Annotated in this window: 17 protein-coding genes; 6 read left to right on the forward strand and 11 right to left on the reverse strand. The window is 63.7% G+C overall.

Annotated elements, in window-relative coordinates:
* Window positions 1-109 precede the first annotated feature (109 nt).
* Together IHE49_RS09815 and IHE49_RS09820 are read left to right on the forward strand one after the other, a co-directional pair.
* Window positions 110-736 carry a sigma-70 family RNA polymerase sigma factor gene (locus IHE49_RS09815; protein WP_192157349.1) on the forward strand — a complete coding sequence of 209 codons (627 nt, stop codon included), beginning with the start codon at window positions 110-112 and terminating at the stop codon, window positions 734-736.
* Entirely contained in the window at window positions 733-1,413 is a 681-nt protein-coding gene (locus IHE49_RS09820) for a ChrR family anti-sigma-E factor (RefSeq protein ID WP_192157351.1), read from the forward strand. The genes IHE49_RS09815 and IHE49_RS09820 overlap by 4 nt, the downstream gene beginning before the upstream one ends.
* Window positions 1,414-1,617: 204 nt before the next feature.
* On the opposite strand, the gene IHE49_RS09825 is transcribed toward IHE49_RS09820, so the two are convergent.
* The 8 genes from IHE49_RS09825 to IHE49_RS09860 form a co-directional block, all read right to left on the reverse strand.
* Window positions 1,618-2,196: a lipocalin family protein gene (locus tag IHE49_RS09825; protein ID WP_225578333.1), complete on the reverse strand. Its 579-nt coding sequence runs from the start codon at window positions 2,194-2,196 to the stop codon at window positions 1,618-1,620.
* A 92-nt stretch (window positions 2,197-2,288) separates the two neighbouring features.
* On the reverse strand, window positions 2,289-3,731 hold the full coding sequence (locus IHE49_RS09830) for a deoxyribodipyrimidine photo-lyase (RefSeq protein ID WP_225578334.1): 1,443 nt from the start codon (window positions 3,729-3,731) through the stop codon (window positions 2,289-2,291).
* 149 nt (window positions 3,732-3,880) lie between these two features.
* Entirely contained in the window at window positions 3,881-4,621 is a 741-nt protein-coding gene (locus IHE49_RS09835; RefSeq protein WP_192157353.1) for an SDR family oxidoreductase, read from the reverse strand.
* 252 nt (window positions 4,622-4,873) lie between these two features.
* Entirely contained in the window at window positions 4,874-5,662 is a 789-nt protein-coding gene (locus tag IHE49_RS09840; protein WP_192157355.1) for an alpha/beta hydrolase, read from the reverse strand.
* A 90-nt stretch (window positions 5,663-5,752) separates the two neighbouring features.
* Window positions 5,753-6,583 carry an oxidoreductase gene (locus IHE49_RS09845; RefSeq protein WP_192157357.1) on the reverse strand — a complete coding sequence of 277 codons (831 nt, stop codon included), beginning with the start codon at window positions 6,581-6,583 and terminating at the stop codon, window positions 5,753-5,755.
* 29 nt (window positions 6,584-6,612) lie between these two features.
* Window positions 6,613-7,122 carry a cytochrome P460 family protein gene (locus tag IHE49_RS09850; RefSeq protein ID WP_192157359.1) on the reverse strand — a complete coding sequence of 170 codons (510 nt, stop codon included), beginning with the start codon at window positions 7,120-7,122 and terminating at the stop codon, window positions 6,613-6,615.
* 24 nt (window positions 7,123-7,146) lie between these two features.
* Window positions 7,147-8,163 carry an alpha/beta hydrolase gene (locus IHE49_RS09855; RefSeq protein ID WP_192157362.1) on the reverse strand — a complete coding sequence of 339 codons (1,017 nt, stop codon included), beginning with the start codon at window positions 8,161-8,163 and terminating at the stop codon, window positions 7,147-7,149.
* A gap of 220 nt (window positions 8,164-8,383) precedes the next feature.
* Entirely contained in the window at window positions 8,384-8,776 is a 393-nt protein-coding gene (locus IHE49_RS09860; RefSeq protein WP_192157364.1) for a hypothetical protein, read from the reverse strand.
* A 197-nt stretch (window positions 8,777-8,973) separates the two neighbouring features.
* On the opposite strand from IHE49_RS09860, the gene IHE49_RS09865 reads away from it, so the two are divergent.
* Window positions 8,974-12,078: a sensor histidine kinase gene (locus tag IHE49_RS09865; protein ID WP_192157367.1), complete on the forward strand. Its 3,105-nt coding sequence runs from the start codon at window positions 8,974-8,976 to the stop codon at window positions 12,076-12,078.
* Between the two features lie 7 nt (window positions 12,079-12,085).
* Complete coding sequence (locus IHE49_RS09870; protein WP_192157369.1) at window positions 12,086-12,721, forward strand: response regulator transcription factor; 636 nt, start codon at window positions 12,086-12,088, stop codon at window positions 12,719-12,721.
* A 256-nt stretch (window positions 12,722-12,977) separates the two neighbouring features.
* On the opposite strand, the gene IHE49_RS09875 is transcribed toward IHE49_RS09870, so the two are convergent.
* The gene (locus IHE49_RS09875) at window positions 12,978-13,415 is read right to left on the reverse strand and encodes a carboxymuconolactone decarboxylase family protein (RefSeq protein WP_192157371.1); all 438 of its coding nucleotides are present in this window, start codon (window positions 13,413-13,415) and stop codon (window positions 12,978-12,980) included.
* Between the two features lie 265 nt (window positions 13,416-13,680).
* On the reverse strand, window positions 13,681-14,595 hold the full coding sequence (locus IHE49_RS09880; RefSeq protein ID WP_192157373.1) for a LysR family transcriptional regulator: 915 nt from the start codon (window positions 14,593-14,595) through the stop codon (window positions 13,681-13,683).
* Window positions 14,596-14,713: 118 nt separating this feature from the next.
* Between IHE49_RS09880 and IHE49_RS09885 the strand changes: the two genes are divergently transcribed.
* Together IHE49_RS09885 and IHE49_RS09890 are read left to right on the forward strand one after the other, a co-directional pair.
* Window positions 14,714-15,463, forward strand: coding sequence for an SDR family oxidoreductase (locus IHE49_RS09885; protein ID WP_192157375.1), 750 nt, complete (start codon window positions 14,714-14,716; stop codon window positions 15,461-15,463).
* Between the two features lie 477 nt (window positions 15,464-15,940).
* Window positions 15,941-16,735, forward strand: a complete 795-nt coding sequence (locus IHE49_RS09890; RefSeq protein WP_192157377.1) for an SDR family oxidoreductase — start codon at window positions 15,941-15,943, stop codon at window positions 16,733-16,735.
* A gap of 230 nt (window positions 16,736-16,965) precedes the next feature.
* Here the strand turns inward: IHE49_RS09890 and IHE49_RS09895 are convergent, their stop codons facing one another.
* Window positions 16,966-18,186, reverse strand: coding sequence for a PQQ-dependent sugar dehydrogenase (locus IHE49_RS09895; protein WP_192157379.1), 1,221 nt, complete (start codon window positions 18,184-18,186; stop codon window positions 16,966-16,968).
* Window positions 18,187-18,504 lie beyond the last annotated feature (318 nt).

Raw genomic sequence — 18,504 nt, forward strand, 5'->3', positions numbered from 1 at the left:
GAGCGTGACCGCCAAATGGATGCACGCCATCGCCGGATAGGTGCTGCATCCAAAAGGCGCCCGGATGCGTATGAGTCCCCGAGAGCATCCATCGTTGCCATGCCCTAAGATGAAACCCGAATCCCATCTAGCAAGCTTGTCGCCATTCGAGGTGGCGAGGGCCATGTCGAGCAGCGACCCACAAGTGCGCGATGCAGGCTATTGGTCCGCGCAGATGGCAGCGGTGTCGCTGCGGCGCGACCGCGACAGCTTCATGCGCATCTATGACCACTTCGCGCCGCGTACGCGGCTTTACCTGAAGGGGTTGGGCTGCCCCGAGGCGGTGGCCGAGGAATTGGCGCAGGAAGCCTTGTTGCGCCTGTGGCAGGCCGCCGGACGCTACGATGCCACGCGCAGCAGCCTTTCCACCTGGCTGTTCCGCATCGCGCGCAACCTGCACATCGACCGGGTGCGCCGCGAGCCGTACTGGGTACCGATGGACGACGAACCTGGGTGGGTGGACAAGGACGACGCCAGCGGTTTTTCCTCGGCCGAAAGCCACGCCGAGCAGGTCGAACTCCAGCAACGCATTGAACACCTTCCGGCCATCCAGGCCCGTTTGATCCGCATGTCCTATTTCGAAGCCAAATCGCACCAGGAAATCGCCGAGGAACTCGGCATGCCGCTGGGCACCGTGAAATCCAGCCTGCGTCGCGCGTTCCTGCGCCTGCAGCTCGGTGTGAGGGGGCAGGCATGAAACCGCGCCATCATCTCGACGAGGCCACTGTGCTCAGTTTCGCCGCCGGCGCGCTGTCGCCGGAGATGGTCGCCGTGGCGGCCACGCACATGGAAGTATGCGGACTCTGCCGCGAACGACTGTCCGGCGCCGAACGCATCGGAGGTGCCTTGCTGGGGCAGCAGCAACCCGCAGTGGGAGACACCGCGCGCGGTGCCCGTCTGCGCGAAGCGATGCTAGGCCTGCTCGACGAGGAACCGAAGATCGAAGCATCCCAGGCCGCTGCGCCCGCGTCGTCGAACGATGCCCCTGCCGCGGATTGCCTGCCATCGCCGCTGCAGCCGTATTTCGGCCGCTCATGGCGAGCGCTGCGCTGGCGCTGGATGGCGCCGGGCGTGCACATGATCCGGGCCGCACGTGGCAGTGGCGATACCCTGATCCTGCTCAAGATCGCTCCGGGCAAGAGCATGCCGATGCACAGCCACCAAGGCACCGAACTTACCCAGATTCTGCAAGGCGCCTACAACGACGCGCTTGGTCATTTTGCTCCCGGCGACGTGGCCGATCTCGACAATGAGATTGAACACCAGCCGATCACCGCGCCAGGCGTACCTTGTGTGTGCGTTGCTGCGCTGGATGCGCCGCTGCGTTTCCCTGGCTGGCTGGCGCGCAGGCTGCAGCCGCTGGTCGGCTTGTAATGCAATCCACACTAGACCATCGCGAAATCCGCTACCGTCAGTCCAAGCACGAAGATAGGCCCCGGTTCGCAAAGGGATAGCCTGCGGTCTCGATCAAATTCGGGTGCCGCGCGGAAATCGCGTCATTGGTCGGCACCACACGCCGCTATTGGACAACCAGGCGAAGGGCTGGCACGGCACAGGCCAAAAATGCGACGAGATATTTCATGGACAGGCTCCGACAAAGGTCTGACTGTCCGTGGCTTGCTCAGGCCACTGCTGAGGTGCCCTCTGAATCTTTGCGATGTCGTAGCCCATGCCCTTGGCCCGCTCCAGCATGTTTTGGTAGTCGGCATCGGATACCTGCGGCGTGCGCGCCATATACCAGAGGTAGTCACGCGCATCGCGCACCACCATCACCTGGCCGTAATCCGATTTCAACCAGCCGATCAGGTATTGGGTACTCAGGAAGGCGAAAAAGCGCACGCGCCATTCACCATCGCCGCTGCCCTTTACTACGCTGGCCGTCGAATGCAACAGCTTGACCGGCGTTTCGAAGCTGTCCGGGCGCTGCCGAAACCAGGTGCAGATCGAGCCATCCGCGTTGCGGCTATAGGTCTCGACCGGATTGTGACCGCCTCGCTCGAAGCGCGTCGGAATGGAAGCGATCACGTACCAGCGGCCCATGTAGCGAGAAAGATCCACACCCTGCACCGGCTGGATCGGATCGGTCGCCCCTGCGCAGGCAGCCAGCGACAGCATGCCCAGCAAGCTCAGGGTGATCATGACTCGCATGCGCTTCATGTGAGGCACCCGGCAGTTGCGCGGCATGATCAGCCGCCTTTGGATGCATACGGGATATACGCAGTATTGGATGCGGCGCGATGGAGGTTTGCTCAGCGCGGTGGAAGCGCCTGCCATTGACGCAACGCTGCTTCCCGTGTGGCGCCCAAATCCACGATCGGTGCGGGATAGCCGCAGTTGGTGAGTGCATCCGGATCGCGCCACGGCTCATGCAACAGCTTCGTGGGCAGTTTGGCCAACTCCGGCAGCCAGCGCTTCAGATAAGCCGCCTCCGGATCAAATTTCGCCGCTTGCGTGTGGGGGTTGAACACCCGGAAATAAGGCGCGGCATCGGCGCCACAACCGGCGACCCATTGCCAGCCAAGCGTGTTGTTGGCGAGATCCGCATCCACCAGCGTGTCCCAGAACCAGCGCGTGCCGTGCTGCCAGTGCAGGCGCAGATTCTTGGTAAGGAAGCTGGCAGCGATCATGCGTACACGGTTGTGCATCCAGCCGGTATGCCAAAGCTCGCGCATGCCGGCATCCACGAGCGGGATGCCGGTGCGTCCCTGTTGCCAGCGACGCAAGATCGCAGGATTGTCATCCGCCCAGCGGAACGAGTCGAAGCGCGGATTGAAGTTTTCGGTCGGTGTCTGCGGGAAGTGGTAGAGCAGGTGATGGGCGAACTCGCGCCAGCCCAACTCGCGCAGATAGGGTTCGAGATCGGGACGGCGTCGCGCATCCATGCGCTGGGTGCGCGCCTGCAAGGCGTGCAGGATCTGGCGCGGGGTGATTTCGCCGAAATGCAGGTGCGGCGAAAGGCGCGAGGTGCCGTGGCGCGCCGGCAGGTCGCGACCGTTCGCGTAGTCGGCCAGGGCATCGTCGACGAACACTTCCAGCAATTCCTGCGCGCCCGCTTCGCCAGGCTTCCAGCTCGCGGCCAATCCGCCGGCCCAGGGAATTCGCGGCAGGAGTTCCAGCGCATCCAGCGGCAGACTGCCTGGCAGTTGCAGCCACTGGCGGGCATGGGCTTCCGGCAACGGTTGTTCGGCCGGCAACTGCGCGCGCAACTTGCGCCAGAACGGAGTGAATACGCGATAGGGCTGGCCTTCCGCCGTGGCCAGCTGCCAGGGCTCGCACCACAGATTCCCGGGCAAGCTATGGACGGCGATGCCATCGGCGCGCAGAGCCGCCTTGAGTGCGGTGTCGCGCGCGATGGCGGCCGGTTCGTATCGGCGCGTCCAGTACACGGCGCGCGCGCCGCTGGCCTTGATCAGCCCACGCAACCTGGAAAGGCTGTCGCCGCCGGCGATATGCAAGGTCGCGCCTTGCGCCGAAAGGCGTTGCTGCAGCGCCTCGAGCGCATGATGCAGCCACCAGCTGCTGGCACCCCCGGGTTGCCACGGTGCTTCCTCGTCCGGCGTGTGCAGGTATAGCGGAAGTATGCGTTCGTGCCCGGCGCAGGCTGCGTCGAGCGCCGGGTGATCGGCCAGGCGCAGGTCGCGCCGGAACAATACGAGCGCGGTGTCATGGCCGATGGAGGATGGTCTGGTCAACGCTGTCGCCGCCTGTCGCCGGACGTGAACTCTACCTTGAAGCTCGTCGGGTGATTAGGTTGGGTAATCGAAGCCAGGACGGGTGTCGACTTTCGATTCAAAACGCGGAGTCTGTCCGCCTATTTGCCATTGCCCGTTTCGTTGCGGAATCAAAGCGCCATACCGCCATCGATGGTAAGGCTCGAGCCTGTCATATACCGGGACGACGCCCCGGCCAGATAGGAAACCAGTTCGGCGATGTCTTCGGTCTCGCCCACCTGTTTCAGCGGCACCATATCCTTGATGCGTTCAATATGCTCGGCCGTCATGTCGGTCCTGATCGGGCCTGGCTGGATGTTGTTGACGCGGATTCCGCGCGGAGCCAGTTCCAGCGCAAGGCCTTTGACCATGGCGGCCACAGCGGCCTTGCTCATGCCGTAGACGGTTCCGGCCGGTGTCAGCGGACGGACGGCGCTGTTGCTGCCGATAGTGATGATCCTTCCGTCTCCACCCATACGAGCTACGGCTGCCTGGATCGCCACATAGACGCCGCGCACATTCACCTGGAGCACCTGATCGAGATCCTCCAGAGTGAAGGTATCGATCGTGCCAAGGCGGAGAACGCCGGCATTGATGACGACGACATCGAGCCGGCCAAAATGCGTTGCCACCTTTTCCACGGCCTGGCGGATCGCCGCCGCGTCGGCGCTATCGGCCTGCACGGCCAACGCGTGGCCGCCGTCGGCTGCCACCGCATCCACGACATGCTGTGCGCTGTCGGGACGGGAAACGTAGGTAAAGCCGACGGAAAAGCCGTCGTATGACAACCGCCGAACCGCTGCGGCACCGATACCTCGCGATCCGCCAAAGACAAGGGCAACCTCTTTTTCGTTGCTGCGATCGGTGTTCATGCAGGACCTGGTCGTGGAAGGATGGATCAACAATTGCGACGGGAGATGCGGCGCGTCGATCTTTGCGGGCATACGTGGCTAGCCCGTCAACGGCAGGGAAGCACGTATGGCTTTCCACGCTTGCCCTCACTGGCGGATCAGACCGCCGGGCGATGTCCGCCTGCCTCGACCGGCGGGGCGAGGCAGACAGGTCAAAAAGCAGTGCGCTCCCTCGAAGAGGCGTTGGACTCCAACGTTCGGAGAAAGGCGGCCTCAGTTGGCGACGGCAGCCTTCTCGATCAGCCGGGCCACGACTTCCGGATGCGACACCATGACGACGTGCGACGCGCCTTTTACCACCACCACGTCCCTGGCCACCGCGCGCTTGGCCATGAACGCCATGGCCTGCGGCGGAATGTTCCTGTCCGCGTCGCCGTAGACCCACCACGACGGAATGACTTTCCACGCAGGGTTGCCCGCCTTCTCCTCGAGCGCTGACTGCAGCAGCGGGCGCTGCGTGATGGCCATCAGTGCCGCTTGGGCAGCGGGCACGTCCGCTGCGAACTGCGCGTGGAACTTGTCCTGGACGATGTACAAGTCCTTGCCGCCGTCGGCAAGGTCGGCCGGCGGCGCCAATGCCTGGGACAGCGTGCTGCCCGGGAACTTGCCGGTCAGTTCGGCCAGGGTCTCGCCGGAATCGGGCGCGAAGGCGCTGACGTAAACGAGGGCCTTCACATTGGAGCGGCCATTGGCCGCTTCGGTGATGACGTTGCCGCCGTAGGAATGCCCCACCAGCACCACCGGACCCTGGAGGTCGGAGACCAGGCTGCCGACGTATGCGCCGTCGCTCTTCGCGCCGCGCAGCGGGTTCGCCGCCGCAATCACGGTATAGCCATCCTTCTGCAGGATCTTGGCGACGCCGTTCCAACTCGATGCATCGGCGAAGGCGCCATGTACCAGCACGATGAACGGCTTGCGCATCGGCTTTGACATCTGCGCTGACGCATTCGTGGCCAGCATCGTGACGATGCCAAGCGCAAGTGCAGCGAACACTTTCTTCATTTCATAGTTCCTTGGAGGGTTGGACTGGCATCGACGACTGTCCGGGACGGAAGCCATGCCATGGTTTGCGTGACGCCAGGGTGCGTGGTGCTAAAGGGGAAAGTCGGTTGAAGCGCTCAGTTCGCGCCAGCGTTCGAGCTCGGCCAGGCGAGTCTGGTCGGCGTGACTTATCGCGGCCACCGCGTCGCTGCCCAGGGCCAGACGCAGCGGCGGCTGCTTCATGGCCGCCACCTTGAGGATGGCCTGCGCTGCGCGGACAGGGTCGCCGGGCTGGCGGCCGTGGTAGTCGCGCTGCATGCGCGCGGCGACGCCCACCACGGCGTCGTACTCGGAACGCCCTTCCTCCAGCACGGTCGATGCGCCCGCGAAATCGGTGCGAAAGCCACCCGGTTCGATGATCGTCACCTTCACGCCAATCAGTCCCATCTCACGCGCCAGCACTTCGGAGAAGCCTTCGACGGCCCATTTGGCTGCGGAGTAGGGCGCCCGGCCCGGCGCGCCCAGGCGGCCGCCTACCGATGACAGCTGGATGATGTGGCCGCTTCGCTGCTCGCGCATGAGCGGGATCGCGGCTTTGGTGACGATGATGGTGCCGAACAGGTTGGTATCGATCTGTCGACGGAATTCCTCGATCGTGGTGTCTTCGATCGCATTGACGTTGCCGTAGCCGGCGTTGTTGACCAGCACATCCAGGCCGCCAAACGCATCCACTGCGACATGGATGGCGGCCTTCGCCGCCGCAGCGTCGATCACGTCCAGGGCGACCGCGCGAACGGCCTCGCCGTACCGCTGCACCAGCTCATCGAGCTGGGCCGGATCGCGCGCGGTGGCCACCAGGCGATGCCCTGCCTGCAGCACCGCATCTGCCAGGGCACGACCGAGGCCGCGCGAGCAACCCGTAATCAACCAGCGTTGGTGCATGATCGGCTCCTTGCGTGTCGCGATGCGAACTAGTGGGCGTAACGGGTGAAGACCAGGTCGTGGTTCCTCACGCCGGACTGATGGCAGGCGTAACAGGTGCGATGCTGCGCTTCGTCCGCCGGTTTGCCATCGATGAATCGACCGAAGCCCCAGCCGCCTGTCGCGGCGTATCGCTTCGAGTCTTTGACCATCACTTGCACGGTGGTGGCTGCGCCGGGAATGGAGGCCGGAGCGAACTCCGGCGATGGCACGCGTTTCCACGCCAACTTGACCAGTACGGAACCGTCCGGAAGGGGCAGCGTTCCGTCCCGGTAGGCCTCGATCGCCACTGCATTGCCGACCACCACGCGCAGTTCATCGAGCGGGGCTGCTTCTTGTGCGGGCGCGATCAACGCCCATTGGCGATAGCCCTCTGGCAACGTGACGCCGTAAATCGGCGACGCGAGGCGCTTCTCCGGTCGCGCCGTGGCAAACGCCATGGAGACAAGCGCGACGGAAATGCCGACTACGGCAACCATGGCAATCAGAATCGGCCTCATGGCATGGTTTCCATTCACACAGGATCAGAGGTGATCGGCATCGATGACGGCCTGCGTGAACGCCCGCGGTGCCTCTTGCGGCAGGTCGTGGCCAATGCCGCCACTGATCAAGCGAAACTGGTATTTGCCGGTGAATTGCTTCGCATAAGCCTCCGGAGCCGGGTGCGGCGCACCGTTGGCGTCGCCTTCCATGGTGATGGTCGGCACCGAAATCTTCGGAAGCTGCGCCAGGCGCGCCTCCAGCGGCGCGTACCTGGCTTCTCCCTTGGCCAGGTCCAGGCGCCAGCGATAGTTGTGGATGGTGATCGCGACGTGGTCCGGGTTGTCCAGAGCAGCTGCGCTGCGCGCAAACGTCGCGTCGTCGAAATTCCACTTGGGCGAGGCCAGCTGCCAGATCAGTTTGGCGAAATCACGATGATTCTTCTCGTAGCCTTGTCGACCGCGATCGGTGGCGAAATAGAACTGGTACCACCATTGGTATTCCGCCTTGGGCGGCAACGCGGCCTTGCCGCTCTCCTGCGAGCCGATCAGGTAACCACTCACGCTGACCAGCGCCTTCACGCGCTCAGGCCATAGTGCGGCGACGATGTCGGCCGAACGCGCACCCCAGTCGAATCCGCCGAACACCGCGTGCTTGATGTGCAGCGCATCCATGAAGTCGACGACATCCTGGGCCAGTGCAGCCGGCTCTGCATCGCGCTCCGTGCTCGCGGAAAGGAAGTGCGTATCGCCGTAGCCGCGCGCGTACGGAATGAGCACGCGGTACCCCTTTGCCGCCAACGCCGGCGCGACTTGTTCGTAGCTATGTATGTCGTAGGGCCAGCCATGCAGCAGGATGACCACCGATCCATCGGCCGGACCCATTTCCGCGTAAGCCACATTTAGCAGACCCGCATGCACATGCTTGAGCGCGCCCCAGGGATCGGGCTTTGCTGTGGACTGCGCGTGGGCCTGTCCCGCAAGACCCATCTGTGCAACCAGCGCGGCGGCGAGCGCCGAGCGCAGGAGGCCGCGTGGCGAGAATTTGGTTTTGATGTGCATGGATTGTGGCTCCGGTGAGAAGGCGATTGATGGGTACAGATATGCCATCGGCTTTGCGGATACGGGGAGCTTCGGGCTTGACCGGGCCCGGCGGACTCGAAGCGGCTGGCGGGCTCTTCCTGCGTGTTGTGTGATAGTCCTAGGCGATCGGGGCCGCCCGGTTACGGTCCGGCGAAGCCGGTCAAGACGTGGTTCTGTCGGTATGGCCGGGCGGTCTTGCTTATGCTCGATCCTTGCGTTCGGGTGGTGCGTCCGGGTTGTTGAGCACCACGCTCCTGCGGCCGAACATCCGGGCATCGGCGGAGTAGCCGCCTGGACCGAGGAACGCGAGCGCGAGGGCGACCAGGATTGAAATTCCCGTGCACTGCCACGCTGCGCCAGCGGTGGTGATCAGCGTGAATACCCCGACCATGACGCAACACAGGGCAAGCAAGGGGGTGGCCATGCCGATGATCAACGAGAAGCAAAGTATTTCGAGCAACCATGCCACTGCTGGGAACCTGGCTCGCGTCGACTGCGTCGCCAGGCATAGCGAAAGAGCCGCCGTGAGGCGCAGGCAAAGCAGGCCGATGCCCGGCAAACCGATGGGGAACATGGGGAACAGGCGCTGCATGGCTGTAGCCTATGCCCCCTCCGTGCCGGCGACACCACCCCATAGAGAGGAATCGAATCACTCTTTCGAGGCATCGATGATGCGTAGCCACGGGCGACGGAATTTGCAATCCGCCCCACTTGGGCGAAGATCGACCGGCTATGAGGCGATGAGGGAGAAAAGGGGGCGTGACACATCGTGAAGACAGGGCGCTACCCTTGATTTCCCAGATGCTTGATTGGTTTCGGCGCACGATCGCACTCGTTCTCTGCGTCGTGTTCGCGGCGGGCGGTGGTGCGCATGCGGTTGACGCCAGTCGCCTGCTTTCCCAGTACGGGCATACGGGTTGGCGATTGCAAGACGGCGAACTTCCCGCTTCTGCCTATCCGATATCTCAGACGGCGGACGGCTATTTATGGATAGGTACCCAGGCGGGCGTCGTGCGATACGACGGCGCGCGCTTCGTGCCGCTGGACGCATTGACGAGCAGCCGGTTGAGCGATCCTTTCATCCTGGCGCTCCTCGGTGCGAAGGACGGCAGTCTGTGGATCGGGACGCGGGCAGGGTTGAGCCGGTGGAAGGACGGCAAGCTGACTGACTATCCCGGAGCGGAGGGTGGCGTGCTTTCCCTCGCCGAGGACCGGAACGGAAAGGTCTGGCTCCTCACCGTCAGCAAGGATTCCAGGCCGCTGTGCGAGGTCGCCGGCTCCGCCGTGACTTGTCACGGCAAGGAGGATGGCCTCGAGGCCGCAGGCATCTGTTGCGACCGCATGATTACCGACGGCGTGGGAGCCTTCTGGATGGGGACCGATACGTCGCTGATCGAATGGCGCGAACATGCCAAATCCAAGTCGTTTCCCATCGAGGCGAAAATCAAGGCAGGGACGCCCGGTGATTTGATCCTCGCACGGGAACCCACGGGCGAGATCTGGGCGGGCTTGCCCATGACGGGGCCCGGTCTCGGCTTGCAGCGTCTGGTGGACGATCGGTGGCAAGCCTTCCAGGTCGCCGGCGTGGCGGGAAGCTCCCTCGCCGTGCAATCGATGTTGCGGGATCGCGCGGGCGCGCTGTGGATAGGCACCATCGATCACGGCATCTATCGGATTGCTTCCGGCCGCGTGGAACACTTCGGCACCAAGGACGGCCTGACCAGCGACAGCATTTATTCCTTCTTTGAAGACAGGGAAGGGAACATCTGGGTTGCCACATCGGCGGGGTTGGACCGATTCCGGGACTTCAAGGTCTGGAGTTATACGACCCGGGAAGGGTTGGCAGTCGATGAAGTCGATTCGGTTCTGGCTGGCAGCGACGGCAAGATCTGGGCGGGTACGGCCAGCAGCCTGGATGTCCTCGACCATGGGCAATTCCATTCGCTGCGTTCCGGCCAGGAACTGCCCGGCACCCAGGTGACCGCGCTTTTCGAAGACCATGCGAACCGGCTCTGGGTCGGCATCGACAAAGGCCTCTGGGTGTATGCGGCCGGGAAATTCACTGCCGTTCTCGACCGGGATGGAAAGGCGTTGCGCGGACTGGCCTTCGGTTTGGCGCAAGATGCCGAAGGGGATGTGTGGGCGACATTGCGTGGTCACCCTACCAAGCTCGTGCGCATTCGCGATGACCATGTCGTTGAAGAGTTTGATGCGCCCAAATATCCGGCGGTGCGGTCCATCGCATCCGACCGCTACGGCGGCATCTGGCTTGGATTGCAGCATGGCGAGCTGGCCGGTCCTGGCGTACCGGGGCAACGCGTGTCGACGGGGCTGGACACGCCCGTGCTTGATATTGCGGTGACAGACAACGGGCTTGTGCTTGGCGGCACGAGCAAAGGCCTGGTTGCCTACAGGAACGGCGCTCTGCGAATACTTTCGGCCAAGGATGGGCTTCCCTGCGACGCCGTAAATGGGCTTGCTGACGACAAGGGCGGTTCGCTATGGCTGTACATGGGCTGCGGCCTGGCCAAAGTCGAGCTTTCGGATATCGAGGAGGCGCTGCATAGTCCTGCGCATGCAATAAGCGCAAAGCTCATCGACATGCTGGATGGTGTGCGCCCCGGCCTGGCTCCCTTTCAGAGAAAGGTTACGCGGGCCACGGACGGGTCGCTCTGGTTTGCCAATGGCGTCGTCCTGCAATCATTCGATCCGCATGCGAGCGCTGCGAAGGGAACCGCGCTGCCCATCCACATCGAAAGCCTGACGGCAGATCGAAAGCCATATCCCCTTGCCGACGGCCTGGCGCTTCCGCCTCTGACCCGCGACATACAGCTCGACTACACCGCGATAGGGCTGGCCGTGCCTCAACATATTCGCTTCCGCTATCGCCTCGAAGGGCGCGATCGGGATTGGGTGGACGCGGGCCAGCGTCGCCAGGCGTTCTATACGGATTTGCCACCCGGAACCTACCGCTTCCACGTCGCGGCAAACCAGGACAACAATGGTTGGGAAGAGGCGCCGGCTCCCCTGAGTTTTACGGTGAAGCCGACGTTCTACCAGACCAGCTTGTTCATGCTTCTTGTCGTGGTACTGGTCGCGCTGGCGCTTTGGATGCTGTTCGCCTGGCGGCTCGCGCACATCAAAATCCAGACGCGCACCATTTTCGAGGAAAGACACGCCGAGCGGGAACGCATTGCGCGCGAACTCCACGATACGTTCCTGCAGGCGGTGCAGGGTTTGATGCTCCGCTTTCAATCGGCAATGGAGCGCATACCCACGACACAGCCTGCACGCGAGCTTATGGAGAGGGCACTCGATCACGCAGACGAGGTGATCATCGAAGGTCGTGACCGCGTTACAAGACTGCGCGCGCTGGCGCGCAACGAGGCCCGTCTGGAAAGCGCTCTCCAGCAAATCGGAGAGAAGCTGGCGCGCGATACGGGCATCACGTTCAAAGTCACGGTCGAAGGCACACCCCGCGCACTCGACCCGGCCGCCGGCGACGAAGTGCTGCGCCTGGCCCAGGAAGCTATTGCGAATGCCCTTCGCCATGCGCAGGCCAGCCACATCGAAGTGAATGTGGGGTATGGACGAAGGCATCTGATGCTGAGCATCGTCGATGACGGCTTGGGCTTTGACGTGAGTGAGATCGCCCGCAACCAGCCCGTTGGACATTGGGGCTTGAAAGGCATGCATGAACGCGCGGCAAGCCTGCGTGCGCGACTCACCCTGTCCAGCCGGCGGGGCGCCGGCACTGAGCTGGAGTTGGCGGTACCCGCCGCCATTGCGTTTCGCGATTCTTCAGGAAAATGGCATCGTTGGCTCGACCTCATTCACACACTGTTCGCAGGACGCGGATCAAGAATGCGGCCATTCGACTACGATGAACTGTGAAGTGCCGATGTCATCGAGTGATTCCGAAGTGATTACCGTACTTGTTGTCGACGACCATCCACTGCTACGCGATGGCGTTGCTTTCGCGCTTTCTGGCGAATCGGACATGCGCATCGTGGCAAACGCCGAGGACGGCGAATCGGCCATAGCAGCCTTTCGCGAGCACCGGCCCGACGTGACCTTGATGGACCTGCAACTGCCCGACATGAGCGGCGTCGATGCGATGTGCGCCATACGGTCGGAATTTCCGGCGGCGCGCGTCCTCGTCCTGACGACTTATCGCGGCGACGTGCAGGTGACCAATGCACTGAAGCGCGGGGCAAGCGGATTTCTACTCAAGGCTTCCCTTCGAAAAGAGTTGCGTGATGCGATCCGTGCGGTGAATGTCGGGCGTCGCGTCATTTCACCTGACGCAGCATCCGACCTTGCAGAGCACGTCGGAGGAGACGTTCTTTCCGAGCGCGAACTGCAAGTCCTGGACAGAGCGGCCCGAGGCAACGGGAACAAGCAGATTGCCTCCAAACTCGGCATCAGCGAAGACACGGTCAAGTCGCACATGAAAAGCATTTTGTCGAAGCTGGATGCGAATGACCGCACGCACGCCGTGGTGACCGCTTTGAAGCGCGGCATCATCCACATATAGGGCCACGCAGGTGATCTGCGCTCGGCAAAAGGCTGGTGTCACCAGGGCCGGCAGATGGGCCGCCTTCGATCTGAGTCGGATGGCGTAGGCGTCGAAGCCAACCGTCGTGGCCAGTTTGTCGGCAGCGCGAAGGACGAAGACGCATGAATGTCCATCAGCGCGATCTTCCGACGGGGATGCACCGCTCCGTTTCCGGAGCGGCGTGCAGCGATCGATCGCATGGGCGTGCTCATCGCGAATAAACGGATGGGTGTGATCAGGCGGGCAACTTGCGGAACGCGATGGCGAATCGGTTCCAGCCGTTGATGGCGGTCACCAGCAGAGTGAGATCGGTAAGCTCGGCGTCGGTGAAGTGCGGGCGCACCTGCTCCCACAGCTCATCGGGTGCATGGGTCTCGCTGATCAGGGTAAGCGACTCGGTCCAGGCCAGCGCAGCGCGCTCGCGGTCGGTGAAGAAAGGGGCTTCGCGCCACACGCTCAAGGTGGCCAGGCGGCGCGCGTCCTCGCCGGCCTTGCGGGCGTCGGCGGAATGGGTGTCCACGCAATAAGCGCAGCCGTTGATCTGGGAAGCGCGCAAGCGCACCAATTCCACCAGCGGCTTTTCCAGGTCGCTCTTGGCGATGCACTGCTCCAGGCCAACCATGGCCTTGATGGCCTCGGGGCTGGCCTTGTAGAAATCGAGACGCTGATTCATGGGGGATTCTCCAAAGTGAAGTGGGGCGGGACGCACCAACGGCGCGATACAGCGGACTCAATGGTCCCGGATGACACGCCCGACCAGAGCCGGCAGCGCTGGGGAAGTTTCGACGAGCATCCTGCGCGCCTCTCGTGGCGTTGTCATACGACGGCATCGGCGTACACGTTCGGAATACTGGAACGTGTTGCCGAACAGCGGCCGTAGCAGGCGACGGCTTCTCGAACGCGAGTCGAGCGAACGATGAAACACTCGTGGCGTGCAGTCAGCCGGGCAATGGCAAGCCATCGATCAGCCGCCTGGCCAGGCGTGGTTGGCGGATCTGTTCCAGCCACCAGCTCAACGCACGGCCATCATGATCACCGCGCCAGGCAGCAAACAGCACGTTCGGCTCGCGTGGGTCGGCCATGGCCTTTTCCACCAGCGCGCCGTTCTTGAGCAAGGTCGACACCCGGTGGCGCGGCAGCCAGCCGACACCAAGACCGTCGCACTGGGCAAGAATCTTCGCTCGCATGGTCGGCACGGCGAGCGTGGCCTGGCCAGCCACTACCCCGTAGCCGCGACCAGTGCCGCGCGAGGAGTCGGCCACCACCACCGAACGGTGCGCGCTCACGACCTGCTGGCTCAACGGCCCGGTCGCCTTCCCGAGTGGATGCCGTGGCGATACGGCAAAGACCCATTCCATGCGTCCAAGTTCGGCCCAGCGCAATTGCGAGATCGCCGGCGGTTCGTTGGTTGCGCCAATCACCAGGTCGGCACGCCCTTCGCGCAGCGCTTCCCAGGTACCACCCAGCACTTCGTGGGTGATGCGCAGGCTTACCCCGGACTCCAGCTTGTCGAACGCGCGGATCACCGGGAGCAGGGTGTCGAACTCCAGGATTTCGTCGGTGACGATGCGCAGCCGGTCTTCCCAGCCACCGGCGACCTGCTTCACCCGTCGGGTGAGTCGGGCAACGTCGTGCATCAGGCGCGCGGCTTCCTGCGCCAGCAGATGGCCGGCCGGAGTGAGCTGCAGGCGGTAGCGACGGCGATCGAACAACAACGCGTCGAAACGCGCTTCCAGCTGGCGTGCAGCGTGCGAGATGGTGGACGGCGCGCGCCCGAGCCGCGCGGCTGCGCGGGATAGGCTGCCGGTCTCGCGGATGGCCTCCAGCAGGGCCAATTCGTCCTCGGTCAACATGTGCGGTCTCTTCGAACGGGTTCGTCGATCCGATGGTACGGCATGCCGCAAATGGCGGCGCAGCATGGATCCACGTTCAAGAAACCCTTCCGAACGTCATTCCATCGAGGAGATTGCCATGAACCGTTTCGCCAGCAAAAACATTCTTGTCACCGGCGGCAGCAGCGGTATCGGCCTGGCTGCGGCCAGGGCCTTCGCCACCGAAGGCGCCCACGTGGTCATCACCGGGCGCGACAGTGCAGCGTTGTCCAATGCATTGCCCGCGCTGGGACCGCATGCCCTTGCCCTGCGCAACGACGCGGGCTCGGTCGAACAGGCTCGGCAACTGGCCGGCGAGCTGGCCGCGCGATCGATCAAGCTCGACGCGGTGTTTATCAATGCCGGCAGCGCCAAGTTCGCCCCGTTCGCCGATGTCGACGAATCACTCTGGGACCAGAGTTTCGACACCAATGTGAAGGGAGCGTACTTCCAGCTGCAGGCGTTGCTGCCGCAGCTCAATGCCGGTGCTTCGATCGTCATCAACGGTTCGATCAATGCGCACATAGGCATGCCGAACTCGTCGGTATACGCCGCGAGCAAGGCTGCGCTGATCACTCTGGCCAAGACGCTCTCGGCCGAGCTACTGCCGCGCGGCGTGCGCGTCAACGTGGTGAGTCCGGGGCCGGTGGCCACGCCGCTGTACGGCAAGCTGGGCCTGGACAAGGCGACCCTGGAAGCCACCGCCGCGCAAATCCAGGCACAGGTACCGCTGGGCCGCTTCGGCACGCCGGAGGAGATCGCCGCCACTGTGTTGCACCTGGCCTCGCCGGAGTCGGCGTTCATCGTCGGCAGCGAGATCGTCATTGACGGTGGCATGAGCCAGCTCTGACACCTCGATGCCCGGCGGCGAACCAGTTCGCCGGGCACTCGTCTGCGTAGACCTTCCATCAAGCCCTTTCAACGATCACACGTTCGCTTGCGCTGGGCGCCGAGGCCGTCATCCAACGCGCCAGCCGCTCCGGCGCACCGTGCAGAGCCGCTGCGCTGCACCGAACGCCGTCAGGTCGAGTTCGTTGCCGCCGCAGCTCCGTGGGTGCCTCAGGCGACAGGCTTGACGACGTCCATGTCGTCTGCCGACGCATTGGCCGCGACCATGCTCGTCCTGCACGCTCTGCGTCGAAGCTGGCTTTTGCGAAGTCGGTAAGCCGGGAGGGTTGAGCGGGAGGCATATAGACACCACGTTCGACCTCAACTGAAGGAGACGATGGAGCGGGGCAGGCCGCATGTGCGCTGCAGCCATACGTGAACCGCCACGTTCCATGAACATCTCTCAGTGAATCATCTGTACGCACCCAAGGATTCCCTCATGCATATCGATCTCTCCACCCGTACCGCCATCATCAGCGGCTCCACTGCCGGCATAGGCCTGGCCATCGCCAAGGGGTTGGCCAGCGCCGGCGCGCGCGTCGTCATTACCGGCCGCACGCAGGCGCGTGTCGATGCGGCTCTCGCCGCAGTCAGGAAGGAACTGCCGCAGGCGAGGCTTGACGGTGTCGCCGCCGACCTCGGCACGGCTGCAGGTGCGGAGGTGCTGATCCGCTCGGTGCCGGATGCGGACATTCTGGTCAACAACCTGGGCATCTTCGAGCCCAAGGCTTTCTTCGATATTCCGGACGCCGACTGGCAGCACTTCTTCGAGGTCAACGTAATGAGCGGCGTGCGGCTGTCGCGGCACTACGCACAAGGCATGGCTCAGCGTGGCTGGGGACGCATCCAGTTCGTGTCCAGCGAGTCGGGCGTGCAGATTCCGGCCGAGATGGTGCACTACGGCGTGACCAAGACCGCCCAGCTCGCGGTGTCGCGCGGCCTGGCCGAGACCCTCGCCGGCACCGGCGTCACCGTCAATGCCATCCTGCCCGGCCCGACTCTGTCCGAAGGCGTGGGCGAATTTTTCGGCAAGATCGCTGTCGAGCGCGGTGTGCCGCAGGCGCAGATAGAGAAGGGATTCATCACCACTCACCGTCCCAGTTCACTGATCCAGCGGCTGGCCAGCGTGGACGAAGTGGCAAACCTTTCGGTGTATCTCGCCTCGGAGCAGGCCTCGGCGACCACGGGTGCCGCCATGCGCGTGGACGGTGGCGTGGTGCGATCGGTTGTCTGAGTCGGTCCGGGACGCGTCAGCTTCCAGACCTGGTTCGGGACAGTTCTGGGATAAGGCTTGATGGTGAGCCAGATGACTGGACCGCGTTATCAGGAGCAGGGCGACTGGCCGCGAGAATGTCGCCCGATCGTATTCCGGTCACGTTTGTCGCCTCATCCGTCCTGTCGCTGTATCGGCGTCCCTGGACTTCGTGTCAGTCCGTGTGCCCGAGCACCGGCTGATTCGCCGAGTCATTTCGGTGTGAGATGGAACAGGCCGCCAGGATCTGCGTCTTGCAGCATCCAGAGCGAGCCGTCCGGCGCCTCTTCGATATCGCGGACGCGTTTGCCGATACTCCAGCGCTGGACCGCGGTGGCGCCGCCCTTGCCGTCAAACGTGACGCGAACGATCGCCTCGCTGACCAGGCCGCTGAGCAAGGCGCTGCCGTTCCAGTGCGGGAACAGGTTGCCCTTGTAGAACATGAGATTGCCCGGCGCGATCACCGGCGTCCAATAGATCACCGGCTTGGCGAGATCGGGTCGCGTATCCGGGCTGGGAATCGGCACGCCGTCATAGTTGATGCCGTACGAGACCAGCGGCCAACCGTAATTCTTGCCACGCTCGATCAGGTTCAGCCTGTCGCCGCCGCGCGGGCCATGCTCGAGTTCCCACAGTCGGCCATCGGGAGCAAAGGCGAGGCCATAAGGGGTGCGGTGGCCGGTGGTCCAGGTTTCCGCCGGCGTCAGGTTGGGCCCGGGGAACGTATAGGTGCTGACTACCGGCGCCGTCTTGGCTTTCTCGGTATCCGCCGCCGGATCGATCAGCGGAATGGTGCGGGCACCGACCTTTCCTGCCCACGGATTGCCCGGCGCGGGTTTGCCGTCCAGCGTCAGCCGCAGGATCTTGCCCACCGGTTGGTTGGGATCCTGCGCAGGAGTGAAGCGCTGGCGGTCGCCCAGCGTGAGGAACAGGTACTTGCCGTCCGGCGAGAACGCGATCTGGCCGCCGGGCTGGCCGCCCTTGCCCGTGGGCATCTGCCGCCACAACACCTGGAAGCCGTCCAGCCGGGGCTGCTTGCCATCCAGCACGAGCCGACCGCGGCCCAGCGCCACGCCGCCGCCATAGTCGCCCGGTGCGACATAGGTGAGATACACATTGTGGTCGATGGCGTAATGCGGCGAGAGGAAGACACCCAGCATGCCGTCCTGACCTTCGACATAGCTGGGCGGGACGCCACCGATCTCGGTCTTGGCGCCCTGCGGAGTCACCAGATCGACGCGGCCGACCTTCTCGGTCACGAGCATGCGGCCATCGGGCAAAAACGCGATGCGCCAAGGCAGATCGAAGCTCGCCACCTTCGTGACGGTGAAGGGAAGGTTGGGGTCGGACTTCTGTTCGCCCGCATTGGTTTGCGCATGGGCGGCGCTTGTCAGCAGAGCTGCAAGAAAGACCCCGGATGCCAGCTTCATCATCTGCATGTTTCCTTGCACCCGAATGAGTGACCCCGAACATCCTAGCGCTCCGAATGCCGTCCCGGTGTGATGATTCTTTTCAATTGCGTGCCCGAAGCGGCGGCTGATTCGCCGAATTATTCCGGTGTGAGGTGGCAGGCCGCCGGGTTCGGCATCTTCCAGCATCCAGAGCGAGCCGTCCGGCGCCTCTTCAATATCGCGGACGCGTTTGCCGATACTTCAAAACGATGGACCGCGGTGGCGCCGCTTTCACACGATTGGCGGAAGAGTGCAAGGGCAAGAACGCACGACGGTATTGCCCCCGGATATCTTCCGGTG

This window comes from Rhodanobacter sp. 7MK24, from assembly GCF_014842995.1.
Classification (GTDB): Bacteria; Pseudomonadota; Gammaproteobacteria; order Xanthomonadales; family Rhodanobacteraceae; genus Rhodanobacter_A.